General features: G+C 50.9%; 19 protein-coding genes. 6 read left to right on the top strand and 13 right to left on the bottom strand.

Annotated elements, in window-relative coordinates; all coding sequences use genetic code 11:
* Window positions 1-42: 42 nt before the first annotated feature.
* From gmk to D4L85_RS10750, 6 genes are all read right to left on the bottom strand, one after another.
* Complete coding sequence (gene gmk / locus D4L85_RS10775) at window positions 43-606, bottom strand: guanylate kinase (RefSeq protein ID WP_119754320.1); 564 nt, start codon at window positions 604-606, stop codon at window positions 43-45.
* A gap of 6 nt (window positions 607-612) precedes the next feature.
* The gene (rsrA, locus tag D4L85_RS10770; protein ID WP_228450847.1) at window positions 613-879 is read right to left on the bottom strand and encodes a mycothiol system anti-sigma-R factor; all 267 of its coding nucleotides are present in this window, start codon (window positions 877-879) and stop codon (window positions 613-615) included.
* A 3-nt stretch (window positions 880-882) separates the two neighbouring features.
* Window positions 883-1,473 (bottom strand): sigma-70 family RNA polymerase sigma factor, encoded by a 591-nt coding sequence (locus tag D4L85_RS10765; protein ID WP_073134221.1) that lies wholly within the window; start codon window positions 1,471-1,473, stop codon window positions 883-885.
* Between the two features lie 72 nt (window positions 1,474-1,545).
* Complete coding sequence (locus tag D4L85_RS10760; protein ID WP_160143660.1) at window positions 1,546-2,448, bottom strand: hypothetical protein; 903 nt, start codon at window positions 2,446-2,448, stop codon at window positions 1,546-1,548.
* 13 nt (window positions 2,449-2,461) lie between these two features.
* A complete protein-coding gene (locus D4L85_RS10755) occupies window positions 2,462-3,697 on the bottom strand; it encodes a glycosyltransferase family 2 protein (protein WP_119754317.1) in 1,236 nt (411 codons plus the stop codon).
* A gap of 160 nt (window positions 3,698-3,857) precedes the next feature.
* Complete coding sequence (locus D4L85_RS10750; protein ID WP_119758738.1) at window positions 3,858-5,780, bottom strand: vWA domain-containing protein; 1,923 nt, start codon at window positions 5,778-5,780, stop codon at window positions 3,858-3,860.
* Window positions 5,781-5,866: 86 nt separating this feature from the next.
* On the opposite strand from D4L85_RS10750, the gene D4L85_RS10745 reads away from it, so the two are divergent.
* Genes D4L85_RS10745 through D4L85_RS10735 form a run of 3 tightly spaced genes read left to right on the top strand, consistent with a single transcriptional unit; the run spans window position 5,867 to window position 8,537 of the window.
* Window positions 5,867-6,430, top strand: a complete 564-nt coding sequence (locus D4L85_RS10745) for an RNA polymerase sigma factor (RefSeq protein WP_119754316.1) — start codon at window positions 5,867-5,869, stop codon at window positions 6,428-6,430.
* Window positions 6,423-7,865 (top strand): energy transducer TonB, encoded by a 1,443-nt coding sequence (locus D4L85_RS10740; RefSeq protein WP_119754315.1) that lies wholly within the window; start codon window positions 6,423-6,425, stop codon window positions 7,863-7,865. Before D4L85_RS10745 ends, D4L85_RS10740 begins: the two co-directional genes overlap by 8 nt.
* A gap of 21 nt (window positions 7,866-7,886) precedes the next feature.
* Window positions 7,887-8,537, top strand: coding sequence for a DUF4230 domain-containing protein (locus D4L85_RS10735; RefSeq protein ID WP_119754314.1), 651 nt, complete (start codon window positions 7,887-7,889; stop codon window positions 8,535-8,537).
* Between the two features lie 61 nt (window positions 8,538-8,598).
* On the opposite strand, the gene D4L85_RS10730 is transcribed toward D4L85_RS10735, so the two are convergent.
* The gene (locus tag D4L85_RS10730; RefSeq protein ID WP_073134231.1) at window positions 8,599-9,342 is read right to left on the bottom strand and encodes a LytR/AlgR family response regulator transcription factor; all 744 of its coding nucleotides are present in this window, start codon (window positions 9,340-9,342) and stop codon (window positions 8,599-8,601) included.
* The gene (locus D4L85_RS10725) at window positions 9,339-10,466 is read right to left on the bottom strand and encodes a sensor histidine kinase (protein WP_160143659.1); all 1,128 of its coding nucleotides are present in this window, start codon (window positions 10,464-10,466) and stop codon (window positions 9,339-9,341) included. Before D4L85_RS10725 ends, D4L85_RS10730 begins: the two co-directional genes overlap by 4 nt.
* Before the next feature lie 151 nt (window positions 10,467-10,617).
* Here D4L85_RS10725 and D4L85_RS10720 point away from each other — a divergent pair, with 151 nt between their 5' ends.
* The gene (locus D4L85_RS10720; RefSeq protein ID WP_119754313.1) at window positions 10,618-11,823 is read left to right on the top strand and encodes a carboxypeptidase-like regulatory domain-containing protein; all 1,206 of its coding nucleotides are present in this window, start codon (window positions 10,618-10,620) and stop codon (window positions 11,821-11,823) included.
* Window positions 11,824-12,140: 317 nt separating this feature from the next.
* On the opposite strand, the gene D4L85_RS10715 is transcribed toward D4L85_RS10720, so the two are convergent.
* On the bottom strand, window positions 12,141-13,034 hold the full coding sequence (locus D4L85_RS10715) for a response regulator transcription factor (protein ID WP_160143658.1): 894 nt from the start codon (window positions 13,032-13,034) through the stop codon (window positions 12,141-12,143).
* A gap of 330 nt (window positions 13,035-13,364) precedes the next feature.
* On the opposite strand from D4L85_RS10715, the gene D4L85_RS10710 reads away from it, so the two are divergent.
* The gene (locus tag D4L85_RS10710; protein ID WP_119754311.1) at window positions 13,365-14,345 is read left to right on the top strand and encodes a helix-turn-helix domain-containing protein; all 981 of its coding nucleotides are present in this window, start codon (window positions 13,365-13,367) and stop codon (window positions 14,343-14,345) included.
* A 75-nt stretch (window positions 14,346-14,420) separates the two neighbouring features.
* Here the strand turns inward: D4L85_RS10710 and D4L85_RS10705 are convergent, their stop codons facing one another.
* From D4L85_RS10705 to D4L85_RS10690, 4 genes are all read right to left on the bottom strand, one after another.
* Window positions 14,421-14,885, bottom strand: a complete 465-nt coding sequence (locus D4L85_RS10705; RefSeq protein WP_119754310.1) for a hypothetical protein — start codon at window positions 14,883-14,885, stop codon at window positions 14,421-14,423.
* A 193-nt stretch (window positions 14,886-15,078) separates the two neighbouring features.
* Entirely contained in the window at window positions 15,079-16,278 is a 1,200-nt protein-coding gene (locus D4L85_RS10700; protein ID WP_119754309.1) for a pyridoxal phosphate-dependent aminotransferase, read from the bottom strand.
* Window positions 16,279-16,419: 141 nt separating this feature from the next.
* Entirely contained in the window at window positions 16,420-17,025 is a 606-nt protein-coding gene (recR, locus tag D4L85_RS10695) for a recombination mediator RecR (protein ID WP_119754308.1), read from the bottom strand.
* Window positions 17,026-17,049: 24 nt separating this feature from the next.
* Window positions 17,050-17,331, bottom strand: coding sequence for an ATP-dependent Clp protease adaptor ClpS (locus tag D4L85_RS10690; RefSeq protein WP_119754307.1), 282 nt, complete (start codon window positions 17,329-17,331; stop codon window positions 17,050-17,052).
* Window positions 17,332-17,715: 384 nt separating this feature from the next.
* Here D4L85_RS10690 and D4L85_RS10685 point away from each other — a divergent pair, with 384 nt between their 5' ends.
* A complete protein-coding gene (locus D4L85_RS10685; protein WP_119758737.1) occupies window positions 17,716-19,170 on the top strand; it encodes a sodium:solute symporter in 1,455 nt (484 codons plus the stop codon).
* Window positions 19,171-19,183 lie beyond the last annotated feature (13 nt).

Here is a 19,183-nt window from a genome sequence, read left to right as displayed (position 1 = left end):
AAGGATGTCTGTAAAATTAGTGCCTTTTGCAGGATGTGCAAACTAGCGGAAGTTGTCGTACAGTCGCTGGGCTTCGGCCAGGGATGTATTCAGATGCTCGTTGACGAGCACGACATCGAACTGATCCTGAAACGACATTTCGAAGTTGGCTTTGAAGAGCCGGCGTGAGAGGCTTTCTTCGCTTTCGGTGCCGCGATCGTTCAAGCGGGCCTTGAGCACTTCGATGGATGGCACTTTAACAAAGATGGCGAGCGCTTTGTCGCCGAAATATTTTTTGAGATTCAATCCGCCTTTCACGTCCACGTCGAAGATCACGTCTTTGCCCGCGGCCCAGATGCGGTCGATCTCGGACTTGAGGGTGCCATAGAAATTGCCGGCGTAGACTTCTTCCCACTCGATAAATTCATCGGCGTCGATCTTGTGTTTGAATTCTTCGGGCGTGAGAAAATAATAATCTTTTCCGTGCGATTCGGTCCGTCCCCGTTTGTCGCGTGTGGACGCGGAGATGGAGAACCCGAGGGTGGGGTTGCTTTCAAGAAGATGTTTGACGATTGTCGTTTTTCCGGAACCGGAGGGCGCTGAAAAAATGAGTGCTTTGCCTGCCATCCGGAATTATGCTGCGCCGATTTTACTTTTGATTTGCTCCACCAGGTCGGAAGGCGCCTGGCCGCCACAGCATTTTGATTTGAGCAACTCCTTGATCTTCATTTCAAGGTGATAGTTTTTATAGCAGGGCAAGCATTCGTCGAGGTGATGCTTGAGAAATTCTTCTTTCTGTTCGTGGGTGGCTTCGCCATCCAGGATGAGTTGTAACATCTCCAGACACTCTCGTTTGTTCGAACAGTCTTGCTTCATATGACTCTGATCGGAATTACTCATGGTTCAGGTAGTTTTATAACCCATTTGTTTCGCGTACTCGCTTAATTTTTCTTTCAGTAAGTTTCTTGCCCGGTGTAACCGGCTTCGAACGGTTCCAATGGGGATGTCCAGTATCTTGGCCATCTCATCATATTTAAAACCTTCGAGATCACATAATATGATCACAGTTCTGAAATCTACGTCGAGCGCGTTGAGGGCATTTGATATCTCATCGCCGATCATATCTTTCAGCGCCTCCACACGCAGATCGGGCGTTATTTGCCGGTCAACCTCTTCGGAGTTATAATACGTCTCAACCTCCTGGTAGTCTACCTTCGAAGGCTCCTTACTCTTCTTCCGGTAGTCATTAATGAAGCTGTTTTTTAAAATTCGAAACAGCCATGCCTTCGCGTTAGTTCCTTTCTGAAAAGATTCAATGAATCGATAGGCCTTCAGGTACGTGTCCTGCACCAGGTCTTTCGAATCGTCCTGGTCCAGCGTGAGCCGGTAACCAAAGTTGTACATTGAATGTATATGGGGCATAAACTCATTGTTGAAGATGTTTTGTTTCTCCTCCTCTGAGTAATGCTGTTTCGGGGCCTCTTCTAGTTCCATGTGGGCCTAAAAATAGTAAAAAGATAGTCCTAAAAAATACGATTCTGCAATCCAGTGGCCGAAACCCTCCGTTTATCTCCCTTTTTTCCGGTTTACATCCCCTTCCGGTTGCGTGACGTAAACGACCCCTTTGGGTGGGTACAGACCATCCAGCATCCTAACCCAGCGGGCATGTGCACTGCTCCGTCGTGTGCGCAGCGGCTCACTGAAAAAGTCGAATGTGCGAAGGGCCTCGAGCTCTTTGTCGAGGGTTGATTTTCGTAGATAACTTTCTACAAAAAATTTTGTGATCACTTCGTTCCATCCCGCCTTGTTTCCCCAATAGTGTCCGATGAAATCGGCACCGGCATGCAAGGGATAACTTTCGGCGAGCGCCACCGCAAGGGCAAATTGTTCTACCAGCCGGCGCTCCACATCGGCGGCGCACATATCATCGCAAATGGCAAGCGCCAGTTGAATTGCCTTCAAATTATTTGTGCCGGGCACCGCCACCACGCCGGCATTCCACATGGCATGATCGCCGCGGATCGTCACACCACCAAATGCCTTGCCCACGATTTGGGCGGCCATGCGTCGTTCTGTTTTTGTTTTGAGCGTTGCCAGCGCACCTTCATTCTCGTGCATGAAAGATTCCGTGCTCAGGCGCTTGGCCAGGGCGGCACCGTCGCCAAATAAAAACGTATCGGTGTCAAGATAAACCATGGGCTTCTCACCCAACTTCAGGGCGAGGTGTTCGAGGGCTTTGATCTTGATGCGCCAGAAAAAATCATGCGGACCCCGCCATTCCTTCAAAGTGTCGGGCGTGATGGCAATCAATTCGATGTGATCGCGGACATGGCCGTAGAATTCGGGCGCGTCGGTGATGAGGGTTATGGAATGGACGTGCTCTTTTTGCGTGAGGAAGCTCAGCATAGAGAACGCTGCCTGGTGGTGGATCTCGAGTCGGGGGCCAAACGTTATGTAGAGTAAATTCATCGCTCTCGCTTGCTCAGTTTATATCCGGTGCAGAAGTACGGTTGACGCCGTAGCCCCACACACCTTTTTTCAATTCATAAAAGGAAACAGAACGCTGTTTCAAATGTTCGATCCAAGGCTTTGCTGTGTCCGGAGCTCCGGCGCCTGCTTCGTCCCGCCAAAAAGAGATCATCGTTCCTTTTTTTGAACGGCCGTCGACGAGGGCTTTGTCTTTCCGGGCGTATTGTTTGTGCAGGGCGATGGTTTCTTCGGAAAGATCTGCCGGCCCTTCGATCCATAAAACGTATTCTTCCGTGGCCCCGCTCAGCATGTTATCATCATCAGATTGCACAAACGAGATCGCCAAACTTTCCTGATACGCCTTCACGACGTCGCGCTGTTCTCCGGTCAATTTCTGAGTGACCACTTCGTCGGGCAAAACGGTTTGGGTTTTGAGGCTTTGAAAAATTTTCTGAAGTGCCGCGGTTTCGTTGGTGGTGATGATGAGTGACAATTTAAGTGAGCGGTTGCGCTCGAGCAGCTTGGCATATTTATAGAATACGCCGTTGGCATTTGAACCCGAGATGAGCAGGCCTTCGTATCCATCAAAAATACCGCCGTTCAAGACATAGCTTTTGAAGAATGCTGCCACGGTTTTATAGAAGATCTTGAAGGGCGTGACGGTTTTGCGAAAGGCGTGTTCTTCGGCATAGAGGTCGGCATACTGCAGTTGCATTTTGCGGATCAACTGTGAAGCATTTTGATACGCCTCGTGCAACAGGTCTCCTTTTAGCGTCGCCTTTTTTGCACCGGACTGCATCGTCACCGTTTCGTGGACTTTGCCACCGGCCCAATTGCCCTTGCGCCTGTCCCACAACCGGATCTTGCGGTCGGGATACCAACCGCTGGACTTTATCCATTTGCCGGCATAACTATTCAGCCGGTTGAAGTCGTAGGCATCGGCTGTCCAGTTTGATTTTATCTGGAGGATGGACTGTTCCAGTTCCGGCGACAGGTATTCATCCGCATCCAGCGCCAAAATATAATGGTGGGCAGCTTGCGTGACGGAGAATTTCTTTTGTGCCGTAAACCCCGTGAAGGGATGTTCGACGAACGTGACGCCTTTCGCCAGGCATATTTCACGTGTGCGGTCTTGGGAGAATGAATCGACGACCACCACTTCGTCGGCCACTTTGCGCACGGAGTCGATGCAACGGCCGATCCTTTTTTCTTCGTTGAACGTGATGATGACCGCGCTGATGTTGACCATTGGGTGTAGTAATGCCTGCAAAGGTCCGCGTTGACGGCAATTAAAACAAGCGTCATAAAAAAAGCCTGTCCAAAAAACTCGCGCTTTTGAGACAGGCCCGGGTGTTACAGGCAACGATAGGCTAGGGCAACGGTAAGTTATTTAATCAACATGGCGCCTTCTAATGCCGGCCAGAGCTTGCCGTTGATCCGAAGGCTTTCACCATGTTGATAAACTCGATACGGTACCCTTCCTTATCCTCGCCCCTGGCACCCTGTGCCATTTGTACCACTTGGTCGTATGTGAAATGATTGACATATTCCGATTCGCGCAGCAGCATGCCGAAGGAAGCCACCGAAGCCGACCAGCGGAAATTGTCAGTGGTCTTTGCCAGTGGCGTGTTGTCGTCCACCAGGGGGTGTACGATGAGCTTGCTCACGTCTTCGTCAGGTTTTTTATAGCGAAGTTTGATGGTCAGCAATTCTTTGGAAGTGTTGGCCGACTTGTTTACCTGCGCAGTTTGGTATTTCAGATCGTCTATTTTGTAGAACTCGCTCTCCACGCCCACGGGGATGATCTCATAAAGAGCAGTGACCGTATGGCCTGAGCCCAATTCGCCGGCATCTTTTTTATCGTTGTTGAAGTCTTCGCTTTTCAGCATGCGGTTCTCATAGCCGATAAGACGGTAGGCTTTCACTTTTGCAGGGTTGAACTCGAGTTGAAGCTTCACATCTTTAGCGATGGCAAACAACGTGCCGCCAAATTCATTCACCAGCACCTTGCGCGCTTCGGTGATGTTGTCGATGTAAGCATAGTTGCCATTGCCTTTGTCGGACAGGATCTCCATTTTGGAATCTTTGTAGTTGCCCATGCCAAAGCCCAGCACGGTGAGGAACACGCCGTCTTTTCTTTTCTCTTCGATCAAACGTTCCATGGACGCATTGCTGGATTCGCCGATGTTGAAGTCGCCGTCGGTAGCCAGGATCACGCGGTTGTTGCCGCCGGCCTTGAAATGTTTTTTGGCCGTGGCATAGGCCAATTGGATGCCGGCACCGCCAGCCGTCGAGCCGCCAGCCTGGAGATTGTCGAGGGCTGCGATGATCGTTTTCTTATCTGCGCCCGAGGTGGGTTCCAATACCAATCCCGCTGCGCCAGCATATACCACGATGGCCACGTGATCTTGTTCGCGTAATTGTTCCACCAACATTTTGAATGATGTTTTCAGCAACGGAAGCTTGTTGGGTTCGTCCATGGAGCCCGACACATCGATGAGGAACACGAGGTTGGAGGGCGGCAGATTGTCGGTCGGGATTTTCTTTCCCTGCAATCCGACGTGCACCAGTTTGTGTTTGGCATTCCAGGGTGCGGTCGATATTTCGGTGATCACGGCAAAGGGGTCGTCGCCTTTTGGCTGATCATAGTCGTAGTCGAAATAATTGATCATCTCCTCGATGCGCACAGCGTCTTTCGGAGGGCGCTGGCCATTGTTGATGAAGCGACGCACGTTGTTGTAGGAAGCGGCATCCACATCGATCGAAAAAGTGGACAGTGGATTCTTTAACGCGTCGTGAAAAATATTTTCGTTTATGGCGTCGTATTCTTCGGTGTTCCATTGGGATTGTTGCTCTTCATAGTCTGCAGCTACATAGCCCATCGAGGGCGCTACTTCACTCTTATTGCGATGCATCGAACGCGTGCCCCTGATCTGTACTCCCGCCGCCCGGCCTTGCAACACCTGCTCTACATGAACTGACGGCAATGCCTTTTCGTCTTCCTTCACGACGAGCTCCTGTAACTTGGTAATATCCTCATCGAGTTTAATGTCTAGAATATTTTCCGAACCAATCTTCACCTCCTTAGCTTTGTAGCCCAAAAACGAAACCACCAACGTTCCGCCGTTTACCGGCACCACTATACTATACTTTCCTTCCACATTAGTCGTGGTTCCGCTGGCCGAGCCTTTCAATATAACCGTGGCGCCCATGATGGGACTTCCCCCGGTGGCGGCCGTGACCTTACCAGTAATGGTGCGGGTTTGGGGTGGGGCCATAAAGCCGGCCGAGACCACGAACAGCGCGACGAGCATCCAGATTGACTTTTTCATAGCAAAATGATTTTGTTTGCTACTGAGATGATGCCGGTCTTCCGATTCCATAAAGCATCCAATTATTTTTTTACTATTTTTCAAAAATGCTTTCTCCCAAAGAATATAAGGCGTCGACCGACGCCGAGCTGATCCAACACTATAAGGTGTCGGGCGCGCTGGATATTTTGGGGGAATTGTATAACCGCTACATGTCGCTCACCTACGGAGTGTGTCTGAAGTACCTGAAAGACAGGGAGGAAAGCCGCGATGCGGTGATGCAGATATTCGAAAAGCTGGTAAACAGTTTAAAGGAACACGACGTTGCTCATTTTAAGAGCTGGCTCTATGTGACGGCCCGAAACCACTGCCTGATGCAGCTCAGGGCCCGAAAAGGCAAGAATTTCGAAGAAATTTCGCCTTTTCTTATGGAAGACAGCCCCGCTTTGCATCTGGAAGAGGAACCGGACCTGGAGGCCAACCTTTCGCAACTGGAAAAGTGCATCGGCACGCTGGCCGCTGAACAGAAACGGTGTGTGGAGTTGTTTTATCTTCAGCAAAAGTGTTATAAAGACATCGGCGACCTGACCGGTTACGATGCAAACAAAGTGAAGAGTTATATTCAAAACGGAAAACGCAACCTGAAGCTCTGCATGGAGCAACATGGCTGACCTGAAAAACGATATCGACAAATACCTGAAAGGCGAACTCAGCCCCGCAGAAATGCACGCGCTCGAAAAAAAGGCGCTGAGCGATCCTTTTTTGGCCGATGCCCTGGAAGGCGCCAGTGAAATCGAGCCTCCGGAATTCGAGGCCGATCTGCTTGATCTGCAGCGTGCACTCCAACAACGCATCGTCAGAAAAGAAGAAAAGAAAGTCGTTTCGCTTTGGGTATGGAGCGCGCGCATTGCCGCGGGGCTTGCCGTTGTGGCCGTGGCCTCCGTGATCATTTTTCAACTCTCCTCACGGAACAAAAGGGAAGATTTGTCGATGATCCAGGACCTGGACCTAGATAAAAAAATAACACCGGCTCCTCCAAAAAAAGAACCGGCTCCTACGCCGGCCGAGGAGAAACCTTCACAGGCGCAAGCTCCGCCATCTCAGGAAAATTTAACCTTTTCGCTATCCGACGAAAACCAGAAACCCTCACCGATAGTTTTGGAAGCCCCCGCATCCGGTGACGCCAGTGGAGCAGAGTACAGGGCCACTGAAACTGAGGAGCAGGCACAAGTGGCAAAAACCGAATCGGCAACACAAAGTGCGCCTGCCACAGTGCCCGAGGAAAAAGCAGATCAATTCATTCTCAAGGAACAAGCCGACGATGCCCTGGTGCAATCCGATGTCAAAAGAAAGAGAGCGCAAGGTGAGCGGGCCGCCCCCTCTACATTGGATGGATACGTTTCGTCCAATAAAAACCAACAAGCCGACTCAACGATCGCTCTATCCAAAGCCTTGCAGGGCCGTATGGCTGGCGTGGCTGTGACGGAATCAAAAGTAGTGACCAAACCAAAAGTAGTGACCGGGCGCGTGACCGGCGAAGACGGTGAGGGATTGCCCGGTGTGAACGTAATGATCAAAGGCTCCAGCATCGGTACCGTTACCGACGCCACGGGTGATTACCAGATCACGCTCCAGGAAAACGACAAACTCTCATTCACCTACATTGGCTACACCAGCCAGGAGGTCGACACTAAAAAAGCCAAAGTAGACGTACAATTGGATGTGGACGCATCCCAACTCAGCGAGGTGGTGGTGACCGGTTATCAACCGGCCTTCGACAAAGACGAGGAACGCGCCGAAGCCCTGGAACTCGCGAGCCCCGAAGGGGGACGCCGCGCCTATAAACAATACCTTGAAAAAAATCTGCTCTACCCGCAGCAAGCCATTGAAAATAAAGTGGAAGGACGGGTGACCATTCAATTTACGGTCGAATCAACCGGACTGCTTTCGGACTTCTCCGTAGTAAAAGGAATCGGCTTTGGATGCGACGAGGAAGTGATGCGCCTGGTGCGTCAAGGCCCCAAATGGTTTCCTACCAAACGTGCCAACGAGGCCGTGCGCGACCGGGTGAAAGTGAGAATGAAATTTGTGTTACCCAAAAAATAATCCTCCACCCAAACCCCACGCATGTTCTCCAACCGAAAGATCATATTGCTCATCGTGTTGCTGATCACGGTGGCTATTACCGCCTATGTTATCGTGGTGGTTATTCCCACTCGACTGGCCGAGAAAAGCTACGCCGGCGCAAAACAAATTGGCCACGACATTGCCGCCGCCTTTCACGTGACACCGGAAGTCACCGTGAACAACACCGTGGTGCTGCAACAACAAACTCCCATCCTGGAGGTGGCCACGCTTTCGCAGAAATTCCAACATCACTATGCCTGGACGAATACGATGCTGGGCAGCACCAAAAAAATCGACATCACTGGAACGTTCGAAGCCAAGGCTGGCTTCGATCTAAATAAAAGGTTCAGCATCACCATCGACGACACAAAAGCTATTGTCACCCTCCCCCACGCGCAACTGTTGTCGCTGGAGCCGATGCCAGACGTGAAGTTTCAAGACGAGCACGGCTTGTGGAACTGGGTGCACCAGGATGACCGCTCGCAGGCCATGAATGCCTTCACGCGCGACGCCCGCGCCTATGCCGAGCAAGGTGTCTTTGTGAGCAAAGCACAGACAGAAATGGAGACCAAGTTGCGGGCCATCTTGAAAGGACATGGCAAAGACGTGGAGATCCATTACGTAGAACGCGCGCGGATCGAGAAATTATAAATCAAAAAAAGGACTGCACCTCTCGGCACAGCCCTTCCAATCTGGGTTGAATCAAAAAATCTTATACTACTTTCTTCCGTATCAATTTCGCATACGTCCGGCTCACCGGGAAGCTCTTGCCGTTTAGCATTTTCACCACCATACCGCCGTTGAAATGCTTTTCAATTTCTTTCAAGCTGTTGATGTTGATGATGGTACTGCGGTGTACGCGAATGAATGTCTCCGGATTCAGAATCTCCTCCAGTTTACCGATACCCGAAGAGCTGACAAACTGATCGTTCTTTGTCGTGAGGATGGTGTAGTCGCCGGAAGCTTCCAGGTAAACAATTTCCTCCACGGGAAGATTGAGCAGCTTCTCCGATTTTTGCACGAAGATGTGCGAATCGTAGCTGGTCTTGTTTTCGGTCTTGAGGTTGCGCAGCAGTTCGCCCACGTTGTTCTGTTCCACCTTCATGCGGTTGATGGCCCGCTCCACGCCGAGCTTGAAGCGCTCCTGGTCCAGGGGCTTCAGAATATAGTCGACCGCATTTTTTTCGAAGGCTTTGATGGCGTACTGGTCGTAGGCCGTACAGAAAATAACGTATGGGTCGTGCGTAATCTCGTCGAGCACGTCGAAGCCGGTCATGCCGGGCATTTGTACGTCGAGAAACACGAGGTCGGGTTTCAACTTGTCGATGGTTTCCACGGCGTCCTTTCCCTTGCTGGCTTCGGCCAACACCTGGATGTTGGGCATCTGTTGCAAATATTCCTGGAGAAGATCACGTGCTAACTTTTCGTCGTCTACGATAACACAGGTTATGTTCATACTGCTTTGCTATTTAATTCGTCTATGGTTGATGATACTTGGTTTTGCTGTTCGGCGTCTTCAAACGGGATGAAGAAGCTCACGGAATATCCCCACTCGTTTGACCGTATGCGGAGCCCGGAACCTGGTCCGAAGATACTCTTTAATCGCAGATCGGTGTTGTTCAAGCCCACGCCGCTGGAGCTGCCATCCATCACCTTCTTGGCGTTGGAGCCCAGCCCGTCATCTTTAACTTCAAAAAAGATCATATTGTTAAAGCGCTTCACGGTGAGAATGATGGTGCCGCCATCGTCTTTGGGGGCGATGCCGTATTTTACGGAGTTCTCCACCAGCGGCTGGAGGATCATGGGCGGGATTTCCACCCCCAGACAGGTGAAATCCACCTGCTTCACAAACTTCATGCGGTCGCCAAAGCGGACCTGCTGGATGCGAATATAGTTGTCGATAAAATCCAATTCGTGGATAAGCTTCACCATCTGGTCGCCATGTGAATCCAGGGCATAGCGGAAGATGTCGGAAAGCTGGGTGATCACTTTGCGGGCCTGTTCCTTGCTGGAACCGATCAGCGTATTGATCGAGTTGAGCGTGTTGAACAAAAAATGAGGGTTGATCTGCGACTTCAGCAGCGAGATCTGCATTTCGCGGTTCTTCAGCGACAGCTCGCTTTTTTCGGCCTCCCGCTTCTGCAAACCCTTGAAGTAGCTGATCACATAATACACCCCCACGGTGATGATGTATTGATCGTGAAAATGCAGCCCCTCCCAGCGCAACAACCCTTGTAAGTGTGCCAGCCACACGTCCCAGCCGATATAGCCTTCTACATAATTCTCCAGGTAATACGACAGCGACCCCATGATCAGGAAGTGCAGGGTCGCCCCAATGGCGTGACCGGCCACCTGGACGTAGATGCTGAACTGGAACAGCCAATTGGAATAGAAAAAAATGCCGATGATGAGGAGGCAAAGGGCCTCAAAAAGGTAGAGGGCATTCCAGAAAATGTAGGTGTGTGGTGTGTTCAGTTCCCATTCAATGAACGTTCCAACACCATAATTTATGGCATACCAGAAACACAGCCAGAGATAGGCTTTCTTCCAAATGCGCGGTATGTCCTCTAAAAATTTCAAGGGGTACAAATTGTACATTAAAGTTACGGAATGAAACGTAAACCCGTTCAAAGAAAGATTAACGGGGGTAAATCTTCATTTTCGGGGAATATCCTACAGGGAGTTTGAAAGACGGGCACAAATGGCCATCTTTCGTCTTTGAGGACTTTTCATGAGGGTACTACTCCTTTTCGCGGCAAGTCTCCTGTTTTTTAGCGCCTACGGGCAAAAATTGACCCTCTCCGCCCGGGTGCTCGACAATGAAACACAGGAGCCTTTAACCTATGCCTCCATTGGCATCAAGGGCAAACCTATCGGGACGATTTCCAACCTGAATGGGGAATTTGATTTTCACTTTCCATCGGAATACCGCAACGAGCTGCTCGTCATCAGCATGATCGGCTACGAGAATTTTGAGGCCCCGATCTGGTCGTTGCTGGAAAACGAAAGCCGGGTGATCCTTATGTCGAAGTCCACCACCATGCTGCCGGAGATCGTAGTGACCGACTCGCTCACCGGGGGCGAGATCCTGCAGATCGCCTTGAGCCGCGTGGAACAAAATTTTCCCATGCAACCCTTCATGCTCGATGGCTTCTACCGCGACGTGAAAAAAGTAGGCGGCACCTATATCAGCCTGCTGGAAGCGGCCGTAAAAATATTTGACGAGAACTATGCAGAGCCGCGCAACAAATCCAAACTGCGCGAGCGCGTGAAATTGGTGGAGGTGCGCAAGAGCCTGGGGTATGACAATAAGTTCACCACCTATTTCGGGCAGCGCAACCTGTTGGAAGACCTGTTGCTCCACAACAACATTCGGTATCGCCAGATCGATGCCGACGATGAATTTCTGAACAACATCGTACGGGAAAAAGATTCGTTCTATAACGACCAGGAAATTTATGTGGTGTCGAACACGAAGGACTTCTTCTTGCAGGTGTATATCAATAAGGCGGACTACTCTATTCTTCACCTCGAGTTCGAGATCAGTGGCGACAGCCAGGAGAAACGGAGGAACCTAGTGAGCAAGTTTGTTTCCTTTAAGAAGTCGATCGATTTTAAGCGGTATGATGGGAAGATGTATCTCAACTATATTACCGTGACGTCGAAGGAGCGGTGGTATGATGCGTCTACCGATCAATTCAAATTTGAGACGGAGCTGGTGCAGCATTTGCTGATCAACCATGTGTTGCCGAACCCGCTGTCGCGGATCGGGACGACGGAGAAGATGCGGAATTATGGATTGCAGTATCAGGACTATCCGTATAATAAAAAGTTTTGGGATGAGTATAACGTGATCAAGGAGACGCCGATCGACCGGAAGGTGTTGGATGACTTGGAGAAGATCGCGCCGTTGGAGAAGCAGTTTGAGAATAACTAAGGGTTGAGTTTTTTCGTCCCTCTCTTGAAGAGGTCTTCAAATCGATTTTTTTTTTGCGAACCGCCCAATTGCTGTTACTTGTCTATTTGCTGTCTGTGCATAGAACGGGATAACCCGTCTAGGCGGGTTGTTTTAACAAAATACAATTTACCCCCCAGTTTCACTGGGGGCTATGATGGGAAAGCCATTCGGGCTTGGATGATATCAGGGGTTCTGTTTTAAAAGTTTATTCTTTCATTCATTCCCTTTTTTTGATCCGAAGTATCTCTTACATCCTGGGATCTAATCCAAATGATATCCGTCTGACCAAGCGATGCTTAATCATGCCACACTTCCGATTTCGATTTCACCCGGATGACGCGGTCGGTTGCTTCGGGTCTTTGGGGTTGGCGGGTGTAGTCGCTGGGGGAGGTTTGGTGGTGTTCTTTGAAGCAGCGGGCGAAGTAGGACAGGCTGGTGAAGCCTACGCGGTAGGCGACTTCGCTGACGTTGCCCACTTTTTTGTGGAGCATTTCGGCGGCGCGCTGCAGACGGAGGCGGCGCATGAAGTCGTTGGCGGAATAGCCGGTGACGGCAATGAGGCGGCGGTAGAGTTGCGCACGACTCAGACCCATTTCGCGGGCAAAAGCGGCGATGTTGAAGCTGCTGTTCTCTATGTTCTTTTCTGCTACGGCCATCACTTGTTGCAGGAAGCGCTCGTCTTCCGAGAGCATGTTGGCAACCGCGGTCTGCTGCGTGGCGGCCTTGCTATATTTTTGCTGAAGCATTTTGCGCGATTGGATGAGGTTTTGGATGCGCATTTGCAGCTCCAGGAAATGGAAAGGACGGACCACAAAATCGTCGGCGCCCAGGTAGAGGCCTTTCATTCTGCTGTAGTGGTCGGTTTGTTCCGACAAGAGGATGACCGGAATGTGGCAGGTACAATTTTGCTGTTTGAGCTGGGCACAGAGCGGCATGCCTTCGTTGGTCAGCATCATCAGCTCGGTAAGGATGAGGTCGGGCATAACGCGCTGCGCGAGGGCGAGGCCGTGTTCACTGGTGGTGGCCACATGCACGTTGTAGTTGTTTTGGAAAGCGGTGGCCAACGAAGCCGCGAGGGATTCATCGGTGTCGATGATGAGCAGCGTGCAGCGGTTATTGGAACGGGGCTCCGATGAAAGCGACAGGAAGATCTCCGGTTCGCTGAAGGTGGGAAAGATATAAGGTTTCATAAGGGTGTTTGTTCGTGCTTGGTGAAGACCCGCGCCCAGCGCTCGAAAACATTCCCCACACTTCTCCCCCGCTCTCCTCCTCATTCCTCTTTTATCCCCGCTTCGTGTTTCAAGATGTACTGCCTGGCGCAGTGGGCGGCCGCTCCAAAAGGCCGCGAGAAACTTCGATTCGAAAGTAATGGGTGGGTTGGGCCGGGCCGTGGCATATTCTCCTAGCCCCGAAATAATATTAATGGAAACTAACCCGTCGATTGCCTGACAAGGGATGGAAACGCCCCGCGAGTTGCATTTTTTGCAAATGGCCGCAAACTTTAGTAGTATTATTTGCAAATGATCCTCACAGACAACATCCAATCGGCCTTTTTGGACCAGGTTAAGAAACGCCTACCCCCCAATCTTTCCATGGCCGACGAACTTTCGGAAATCCTGAACATCAGCCGCGACAGCGCCTACCGCCGCATCCGGGGCGAAACCATCCTTTCGCTGGACGAGGTGAAGACGCTTTGTAACCGCTTTGGGGTGTCGGTGGATGCGTTGCTGTCACCTTCCAATGAAATGGTGTCGTTTCACTACAGGGTAGTGGATTCGCAGCATTTCACGTTTGATAAATGGCTGAAGTCTGTGTTGAACAACCTGGAAATGTTGGTTCCCTTTGCCGACAAACAGCTCATCTATTTCGCGAAAGACATTCCGGTGTTCTATTATTTCAATTCGCCGCTGATGGGGCCCTTCAAAATGTTCTTTTGGATGAACTCTGTGTTGAAAGAAGAAGGCTATCAGAATGTACCGTTCTCGCCCGACCTCATCCCGAGGGAATTGGTCGCGCTGGGGGAAAAGATCTGGAAGCGATATACGGAGACGCCACGCATTGAAATATGGAGTGAAGAGACGCTGAACGTGACGTTGCGGCAGATCGAGTTTTATCATGAGTGCGGATTCTTCGCCGACCCGAAATATGGGACACAGCTTTGTAATGAATACATCGCGCTGGTGCAGGAGATTCGTTCGTGGGCGAGTGTAGGGTTTAAGGCAAGTGTTGAGAATAAATTTCATCTTTATAAGAACGATCTGCTGATCGCGGACAACACCATTCTATTTCGGATGGGGGATAAACGAGTAACCTTTATCCCTTATAACACGATGAACATTCTTACCACAACGCAGGAACCTTTCTGTCAGCAGACGGAGGATTATCTTATTAATCTCATTAACAAGTCGGTGCTAATCAGTACGACGGGGGAAAAAGAGCGGGCGAAGTTTTTTAATCAAATGGAACAGAAGATCGTGCAATTGAGGAGTCGTATTGGCTGACGCCTGCCCGGGCTCTTCACCACCGCTTCGGTGGTGTTCCTCATCCATCAGCATTTACCTTGGGCCAAATGCCTTCTAGTCCGTTTTCGCCGGATGGATGTCTTTCAAACTAACAAGTCCCTTCTTCAACAGTGGGTTGTGCTTCCCTTCCTTTTCCCACTTTCGGAAATACCTGTTCTTGAATTTAATGATCCCTACGGTGGAATCACACTCCGTCCCTACCAATTCTACCGGCTCATCCGTGGGTATCAAAATGGTATCCATGGAAAATCTACCTTCAGTCAATGGGGCGCCGTCGTGCATGTAATTGGCGTACTTCGAAATCAACCCGCAATCCAAGTCGTGCCCTATAATCAAAGCTTTTGCAGAATCGCCTTCATGCGTTAGGTGATAGGCATAGTAGGTACCCATGGGGCGTTCGTCTTTTTCGAATTTATGCAGGAAGATAAAGTAGATGGCGGCGATGATCAACCCAACAGGAACCAGTTTGTAAAGGTGCTTGTGTGCTTTATAGAACTGATGAGGCCTTATTATCTTCATTTAATTGAGGACACATGAATGAGATCACCGGAATATAGAAAGCAATGGCGTTCCTAAAAATGCATCAGCCCAACAGGACCACATCATGGGTTCCGTTGGGCTGATTATTTTTTATGGAGGAGCACCATGAAGGTGCGCCAATCGCCCAATCTTTTTGTTGGTGAAGAACACCAACAAAGGCGGGCGCCGCTGATTACTTCAGTGTGGCCAGCGCATCTTTCATGCGCTTCAGTGCTTCTTTCAGATCCCTTTCAGAAGCGGCGTAAGAAAGGCGGACACAGTTGTCGTCGCCGAAGGCACCGCCGGGGACGAGGGCTACGTGGCCTTTTTCGAGCATCCACATGCAGAAGTCATCACCATTTTTGATGGTGGTGGTGCCGTCGGATTTGCCGAAGTAGGAGCTCACGTCGGGGAAGAAGTAAAAGGCTCCTTCCGGGTAGTTGGTTTTTACGCCGGGGAGTTCTTTCAATAATTTATAGACCAGCTCGCGACGGTTGCGGTATTCGGCTACCATCTTGTTGGTAGGCTCGATGTCGCCGGTGATGGCCGCGAGGGCAGCGCGCTGGGCAATAGAGCAGTTGGCGGACGTTACCTGGCCCTGCACTTTGTTGCAGCCGTCGGCGATCCATTTGGGAGCGGCAATGTAGCCTACTCTCCAGCCGGTCATGGCATAGCCTTTGGCAAAGCCGTTCACGGTGATGGTGCGGTCGAACATGCCGGGGAACGAGGCGATGCTCACTTGCTCGCCGGTGAAGTTGATGTGTTCGTAGATCTCGTCGGCAATGATGATGATGTCTTTGTGCTTGAGCACCACGGTGGCGATGTCCTGCAGCTCTTTGCGCGAGAACACGGAACCCGTAGGGTTGCAAGGCGACGAGAAGATGATGAGCTTGGTCTTGGGCGTGATGGCAGCCTCCAGTTGAGCGGCCGTTACCTTGAAATCATTTTCGAGTTTGCCGTTGACGATAACGGGCGTGCCTTCCGACAAGCGCACGAGGGCGTCGTAGCTTACCCAGTAGGGTGAGAACACCACACATTCGTCGCCAGGGTTGAGCAGTGCCAGCATGGCGTTGGCAATGGATTGCTTGGCGCCGTTGGAAACGACGATGTTTTCGGCTTTATAGGGTACGTTGTTTTCTTTCTGATACTTGGCGGCAATGGCTTCGCGCAAATCCTGGTAGCCGGGCACGGGAGGATAGGCGAAATACTTTCCTTCGTCGATCGCTTTCTTCGCGGCTTCGCAAATGTGTTGAGGGGTTTTGAAATCGGGCTCGCCCAGGCTAAGGCCGATCACGTCAATGCCCTTGTTTTTGAATTCACGAGTCTTTGCCGCCATGGCCAGCGTGGCTGACTCCTGGATGGCTTCGATGCGGTTGGAAAGTTTTGTTGTCATAGTTGTTCAAATGAAAGCGGGCAAAGAAAATAATTAAAATCGGAAGTTGGAAAATATCCGCCGGTGTTAACGGAGAAATTTTCGAAGAGGTTCTACTAACGAAAGGTAGTTAATGCGGCGAGAAATTCTGCACGGTCTTTTTCAGCCGAAGAGCGTGCGGCCGATGATGCTGCGGCCCAGCGTGATCTCGTCGGCATACTCGAGGTCGCCTCCCACCGGCACGCCGCGGGCAATGACGCTGATCTTGAGGGAAAGGTCTTTGATGCGCCGGTTGATGTAGAATGCGGTGGTGTCGCCTTCCATGGTGGGGCTGAGGGCAAGGATCACTTCCTTGATCTCGATCTGGCCCTGCAGCCGCTGCACGAGACTCTCGATGTTGAGGTCGGCTGGGCCCACGCCGTTCATGGGCGAGATGACGCCGCCGAGTACGTGGTAGGTGCCGTTGTATTGGGCGGTATTTTCAATGGCCATCACATCCTTGGAATCCTCCACCACGCACAACAAGGCGCGGTCGCGGCGGTGGCTTTGGCAGATGGAGCAGATGTCGTGGTCGGAGATGTTGTGGCAGGTGGTGCAGAACTTGATCTGCATGCGCAGCGTGGTGAGGGCCTCGGCCAGGGCCAGGGTGTTCTCTTCCTTGTCCTTTATGAGGTGAAGTACCAGCCGCAGGGCTGTTTTTTTGCCGATGCCCGGAAGTTTTGCGATCTGGTTGACGGCGTTCTCAATGAGTTTTGAAGGATATTCCACCCGGGTTGTTTGCGTTTACAAAAATTACAAGATCCTGGCGTCGATGCCGGCTTCACAAATGGCCTCGCGCATCGGCTTGAGGAAATCGAATGTGCCCATCTTCACCGCACATTTGCCCTTGTGATGGATGAGCAGCGTGCACTGCTCCGCCTGTTCGGGCGTATGCTCGCATACGCGGATGAGCGTGGCGATAACGTGTTCGAAGGTGTTTACGTCGTCGTTGAAGACCACGAGGTCCATCTGGTCGATGGTTTCAGTGGCTTCCAATACCTCTACAAGTACTTCTTCCTGGTAAGCGGGCTTCATGGCTTTCTGGAAATTTTCAAGGATACAAAGGTAGCTATTTTTCGGGTTTTTGGCCAGGTGAATTGGATGGGAAAGTGGGCGTTTTAGGGGTGGGAACGGCGCGGAGTGCATGGGGATGCGGAGAGTGATTTGTTGGTGGGACACCAACAAATGGGTTTAATCGGGTCCTGGAATGGGAGGGGTATAGAGGGGATGTGCGGGCTTGAAACGGATAGCCCGCCCGAACGGGTTTGGTGCGGGTTTGCATTAGGGCGTGGGATTTGCGCAGGTTTGGGTTGAGGCAGGCGCGCGGGGTGGCGCTGTTCTGCGTTGCGTCCGGGAGAAGCGGATTTGGATTTTAGGGGATTTACTGATTGCTTGGCATCGGAAAAAACGCTTTACAGTATGACTCCTGGGCTGGTGGTTACGATCATGATCGTGTATTTCGGGGTGCTTATTTTGATCTCGGTGATCACATCGCGAGGCGCGGACACGACTACTTTTTTTACGGCAAACCGGCAGTCGCCGTGGTATTTGGTGGCGTTTGGGATGATTGGGTCGTCGCTGTCGGGGGTGACTTTTATCTCGGTGCCGGGGAATGTGGGAAAAATCGGGTTTGGATATTTTCAGGTGGTGTTGGGATACCTGGTGGGCTATTGGGTGATCATTGGGGTTTTGATGCCGTTGTATTACCGGCTGAACCTGATTTCCATTTATACTTATCTGGAACAGCGGTTTAGTTTTTGGTCATACAAAACAGGCGCTTTCTTTTTTCTGATCTCGCGCACGATAGGCTCTTCGTTGCGTTTGTACCTGGCGGCCACCGTGCTGCAATTGTTCCTGTTCGATGCGTGGCATGTACCCTTTGTGGTGACGGTGGCGACGACCATCGTGCTCATTTGGGTCTACACGTTTAAGGGCGGGGTGAAGACCATTGTGTGGACCGATTCGTTCCAAACCATCTTTTTGATCACAGCCGTGTGCATCGCCGTTTGGCAGATCACGCAGCGCATGGGATGGTCGCTGCCGGAAATGGTGACGACGTTGAAGAACGGGCCTTATACACGCGTGTTCTACTTCGACGACGTTAACTCGACGATGTTTTTTTGGAAACAGTTTCTCGGCGGTGCTTTCATTGCCATCACCATGACGGGGATGGACCAGGAGATCATGCAGAAAAATCTGACGTGTAAAAATTTGGGGGAGGCGCAGAAAAATATGTTCTGGTTTAGCCTGACGCTGGTGATCGTGAATGTTTTGTTTTTAGCATTGGGGGCATTACTCTATTTGTACAGCTCGGCGAACAACCTGGCCATTCCGGCGGCCACCGACGAGTTGTTCCCTTCGTTGGCGATGAACGAGTTGGGATTGGCGGTGGGAGTTTTCTTTTTGCTGGGGATAACGGCATCGTCATACGCCAGCGCAGATTCTGCGTTGACGGGATTGACGACATCTTTTTGTATTGATTTTCTGGATTTCAAACACAAGGATGAGAAGACGAAGAAGCGGCAGAAGTTTTTGGTTCATTTGGGATTTTCGTTATTGTTCTTGTTGATCATTGTGGTGTTTAAAGAAATCAATAAACGCTCGGTGATCGATGCCGTGTTGAATGTGGCGGGATATACCTATGGGCCGTTGCTGGGGCTTTTCACCTTTGGGATTTTTACGAAGCGGGTAGTACGCGATAAGTTGGTGCCGGTGATCTGCGTATTGTCGCCGGCGTTGTCATATGTGGTGAGTTCGAATTCGGAGGCTTGGTTTGGGGGGTATAAGTTTGGACTGGAGATATTGGTGTTGAATGGGTTGATTACGTTTGGCGGGCTTTGGATTGTTTCGCGGGATGGGGAGAAGGCTTTGTAGTATTAGCCCGTCG

This window comes from Chryseolinea soli (assembly GCF_003589925.1).
Lineage (GTDB): Bacteria > Bacteroidota > Bacteroidia > Cytophagales > Cyclobacteriaceae > Chryseolinea > Chryseolinea soli.
This window is presented reverse-complemented; position numbering and strand designations above follow the sequence as displayed.

Excerpts from the sequence above, each read along its gene's own strand:
- D4L85_RS10765 (WP_073134221.1), bottom strand. The coding sequence starts at position 1,473 with ATGGAACTAGAAGAGGCCCCGAAACAGCATTACTCAGAGGAGGAGAAA.
- D4L85_RS10690 (WP_119754307.1), bottom strand. The coding sequence starts at position 17,331 with ATGAAGCCCGCTTACCAGGAAGAAGTACTTGTAGAGGTATTGGAAGCC.
- D4L85_RS10705 (WP_119754310.1), bottom strand. The coding sequence starts at position 14,885 with ATGAAGATAATAAGGCCTCATCAGTTCTATAAAGCACACAAGCACCTT.
- D4L85_RS10700 (WP_119754309.1), bottom strand. The coding sequence starts at position 16,278 with ATGACAACAAAACTTTCCAACCGCATCGAAGCCATCCAGGAGTCAGCC.
- D4L85_RS10730 (WP_073134231.1), bottom strand. The coding sequence starts at position 9,342 with ATGAACATAACCTGTGTTATCGTAGACGACGAAAAGTTAGCACGTGAT.
- D4L85_RS10740 (WP_119754315.1), top strand. The coding sequence starts at position 6,423 with ATGGCTGACCTGAAAAACGATATCGACAAATACCTGAAAGGCGAACTC.
- D4L85_RS10735 (WP_119754314.1), top strand. The coding sequence starts at position 7,887 with ATGTTCTCCAACCGAAAGATCATATTGCTCATCGTGTTGCTGATCACG.
- D4L85_RS10710 (WP_119754311.1), top strand. The coding sequence starts at position 13,365 with ATGATCCTCACAGACAACATCCAATCGGCCTTTTTGGACCAGGTTAAG.
- D4L85_RS10755 (WP_119754317.1), bottom strand. The coding sequence starts at position 3,697 with ATGGTCAACATCAGCGCGGTCATCATCACGTTCAACGAAGAAAAAAGG.
- D4L85_RS10750 (WP_119758738.1), bottom strand. The coding sequence starts at position 5,780 with ATGAAAAAGTCAATCTGGATGCTCGTCGCGCTGTTCGTGGTCTCGGCC.
- D4L85_RS10720 (WP_119754313.1), top strand. The coding sequence starts at position 10,618 with ATGAGGGTACTACTCCTTTTCGCGGCAAGTCTCCTGTTTTTTAGCGCC.
- gmk (WP_119754320.1), bottom strand. The coding sequence starts at position 606 with ATGGCAGGCAAAGCACTCATTTTTTCAGCGCCCTCCGGTTCCGGAAAA.
- D4L85_RS10760 (WP_160143660.1), bottom strand. The coding sequence starts at position 2,448 with ATGAATTTACTCTACATAACGTTTGGCCCCCGACTCGAGATCCACCAC.
- D4L85_RS10715 (WP_160143658.1), bottom strand. The coding sequence starts at position 13,034 with ATGAAACCTTATATCTTTCCCACCTTCAGCGAACCGGAGATCTTCCTG.
- rsrA (WP_228450847.1), bottom strand. The coding sequence starts at position 879 with ATGAGTAATTCCGATCAGAGTCATATGAAGCAAGACTGTTCGAACAAA.
- D4L85_RS10745 (WP_119754316.1), top strand. The coding sequence starts at position 5,867 with ATGCTTTCTCCCAAAGAATATAAGGCGTCGACCGACGCCGAGCTGATC.
- D4L85_RS10685 (WP_119758737.1), top strand. The coding sequence starts at position 17,716 with ATGACTCCTGGGCTGGTGGTTACGATCATGATCGTGTATTTCGGGGTG.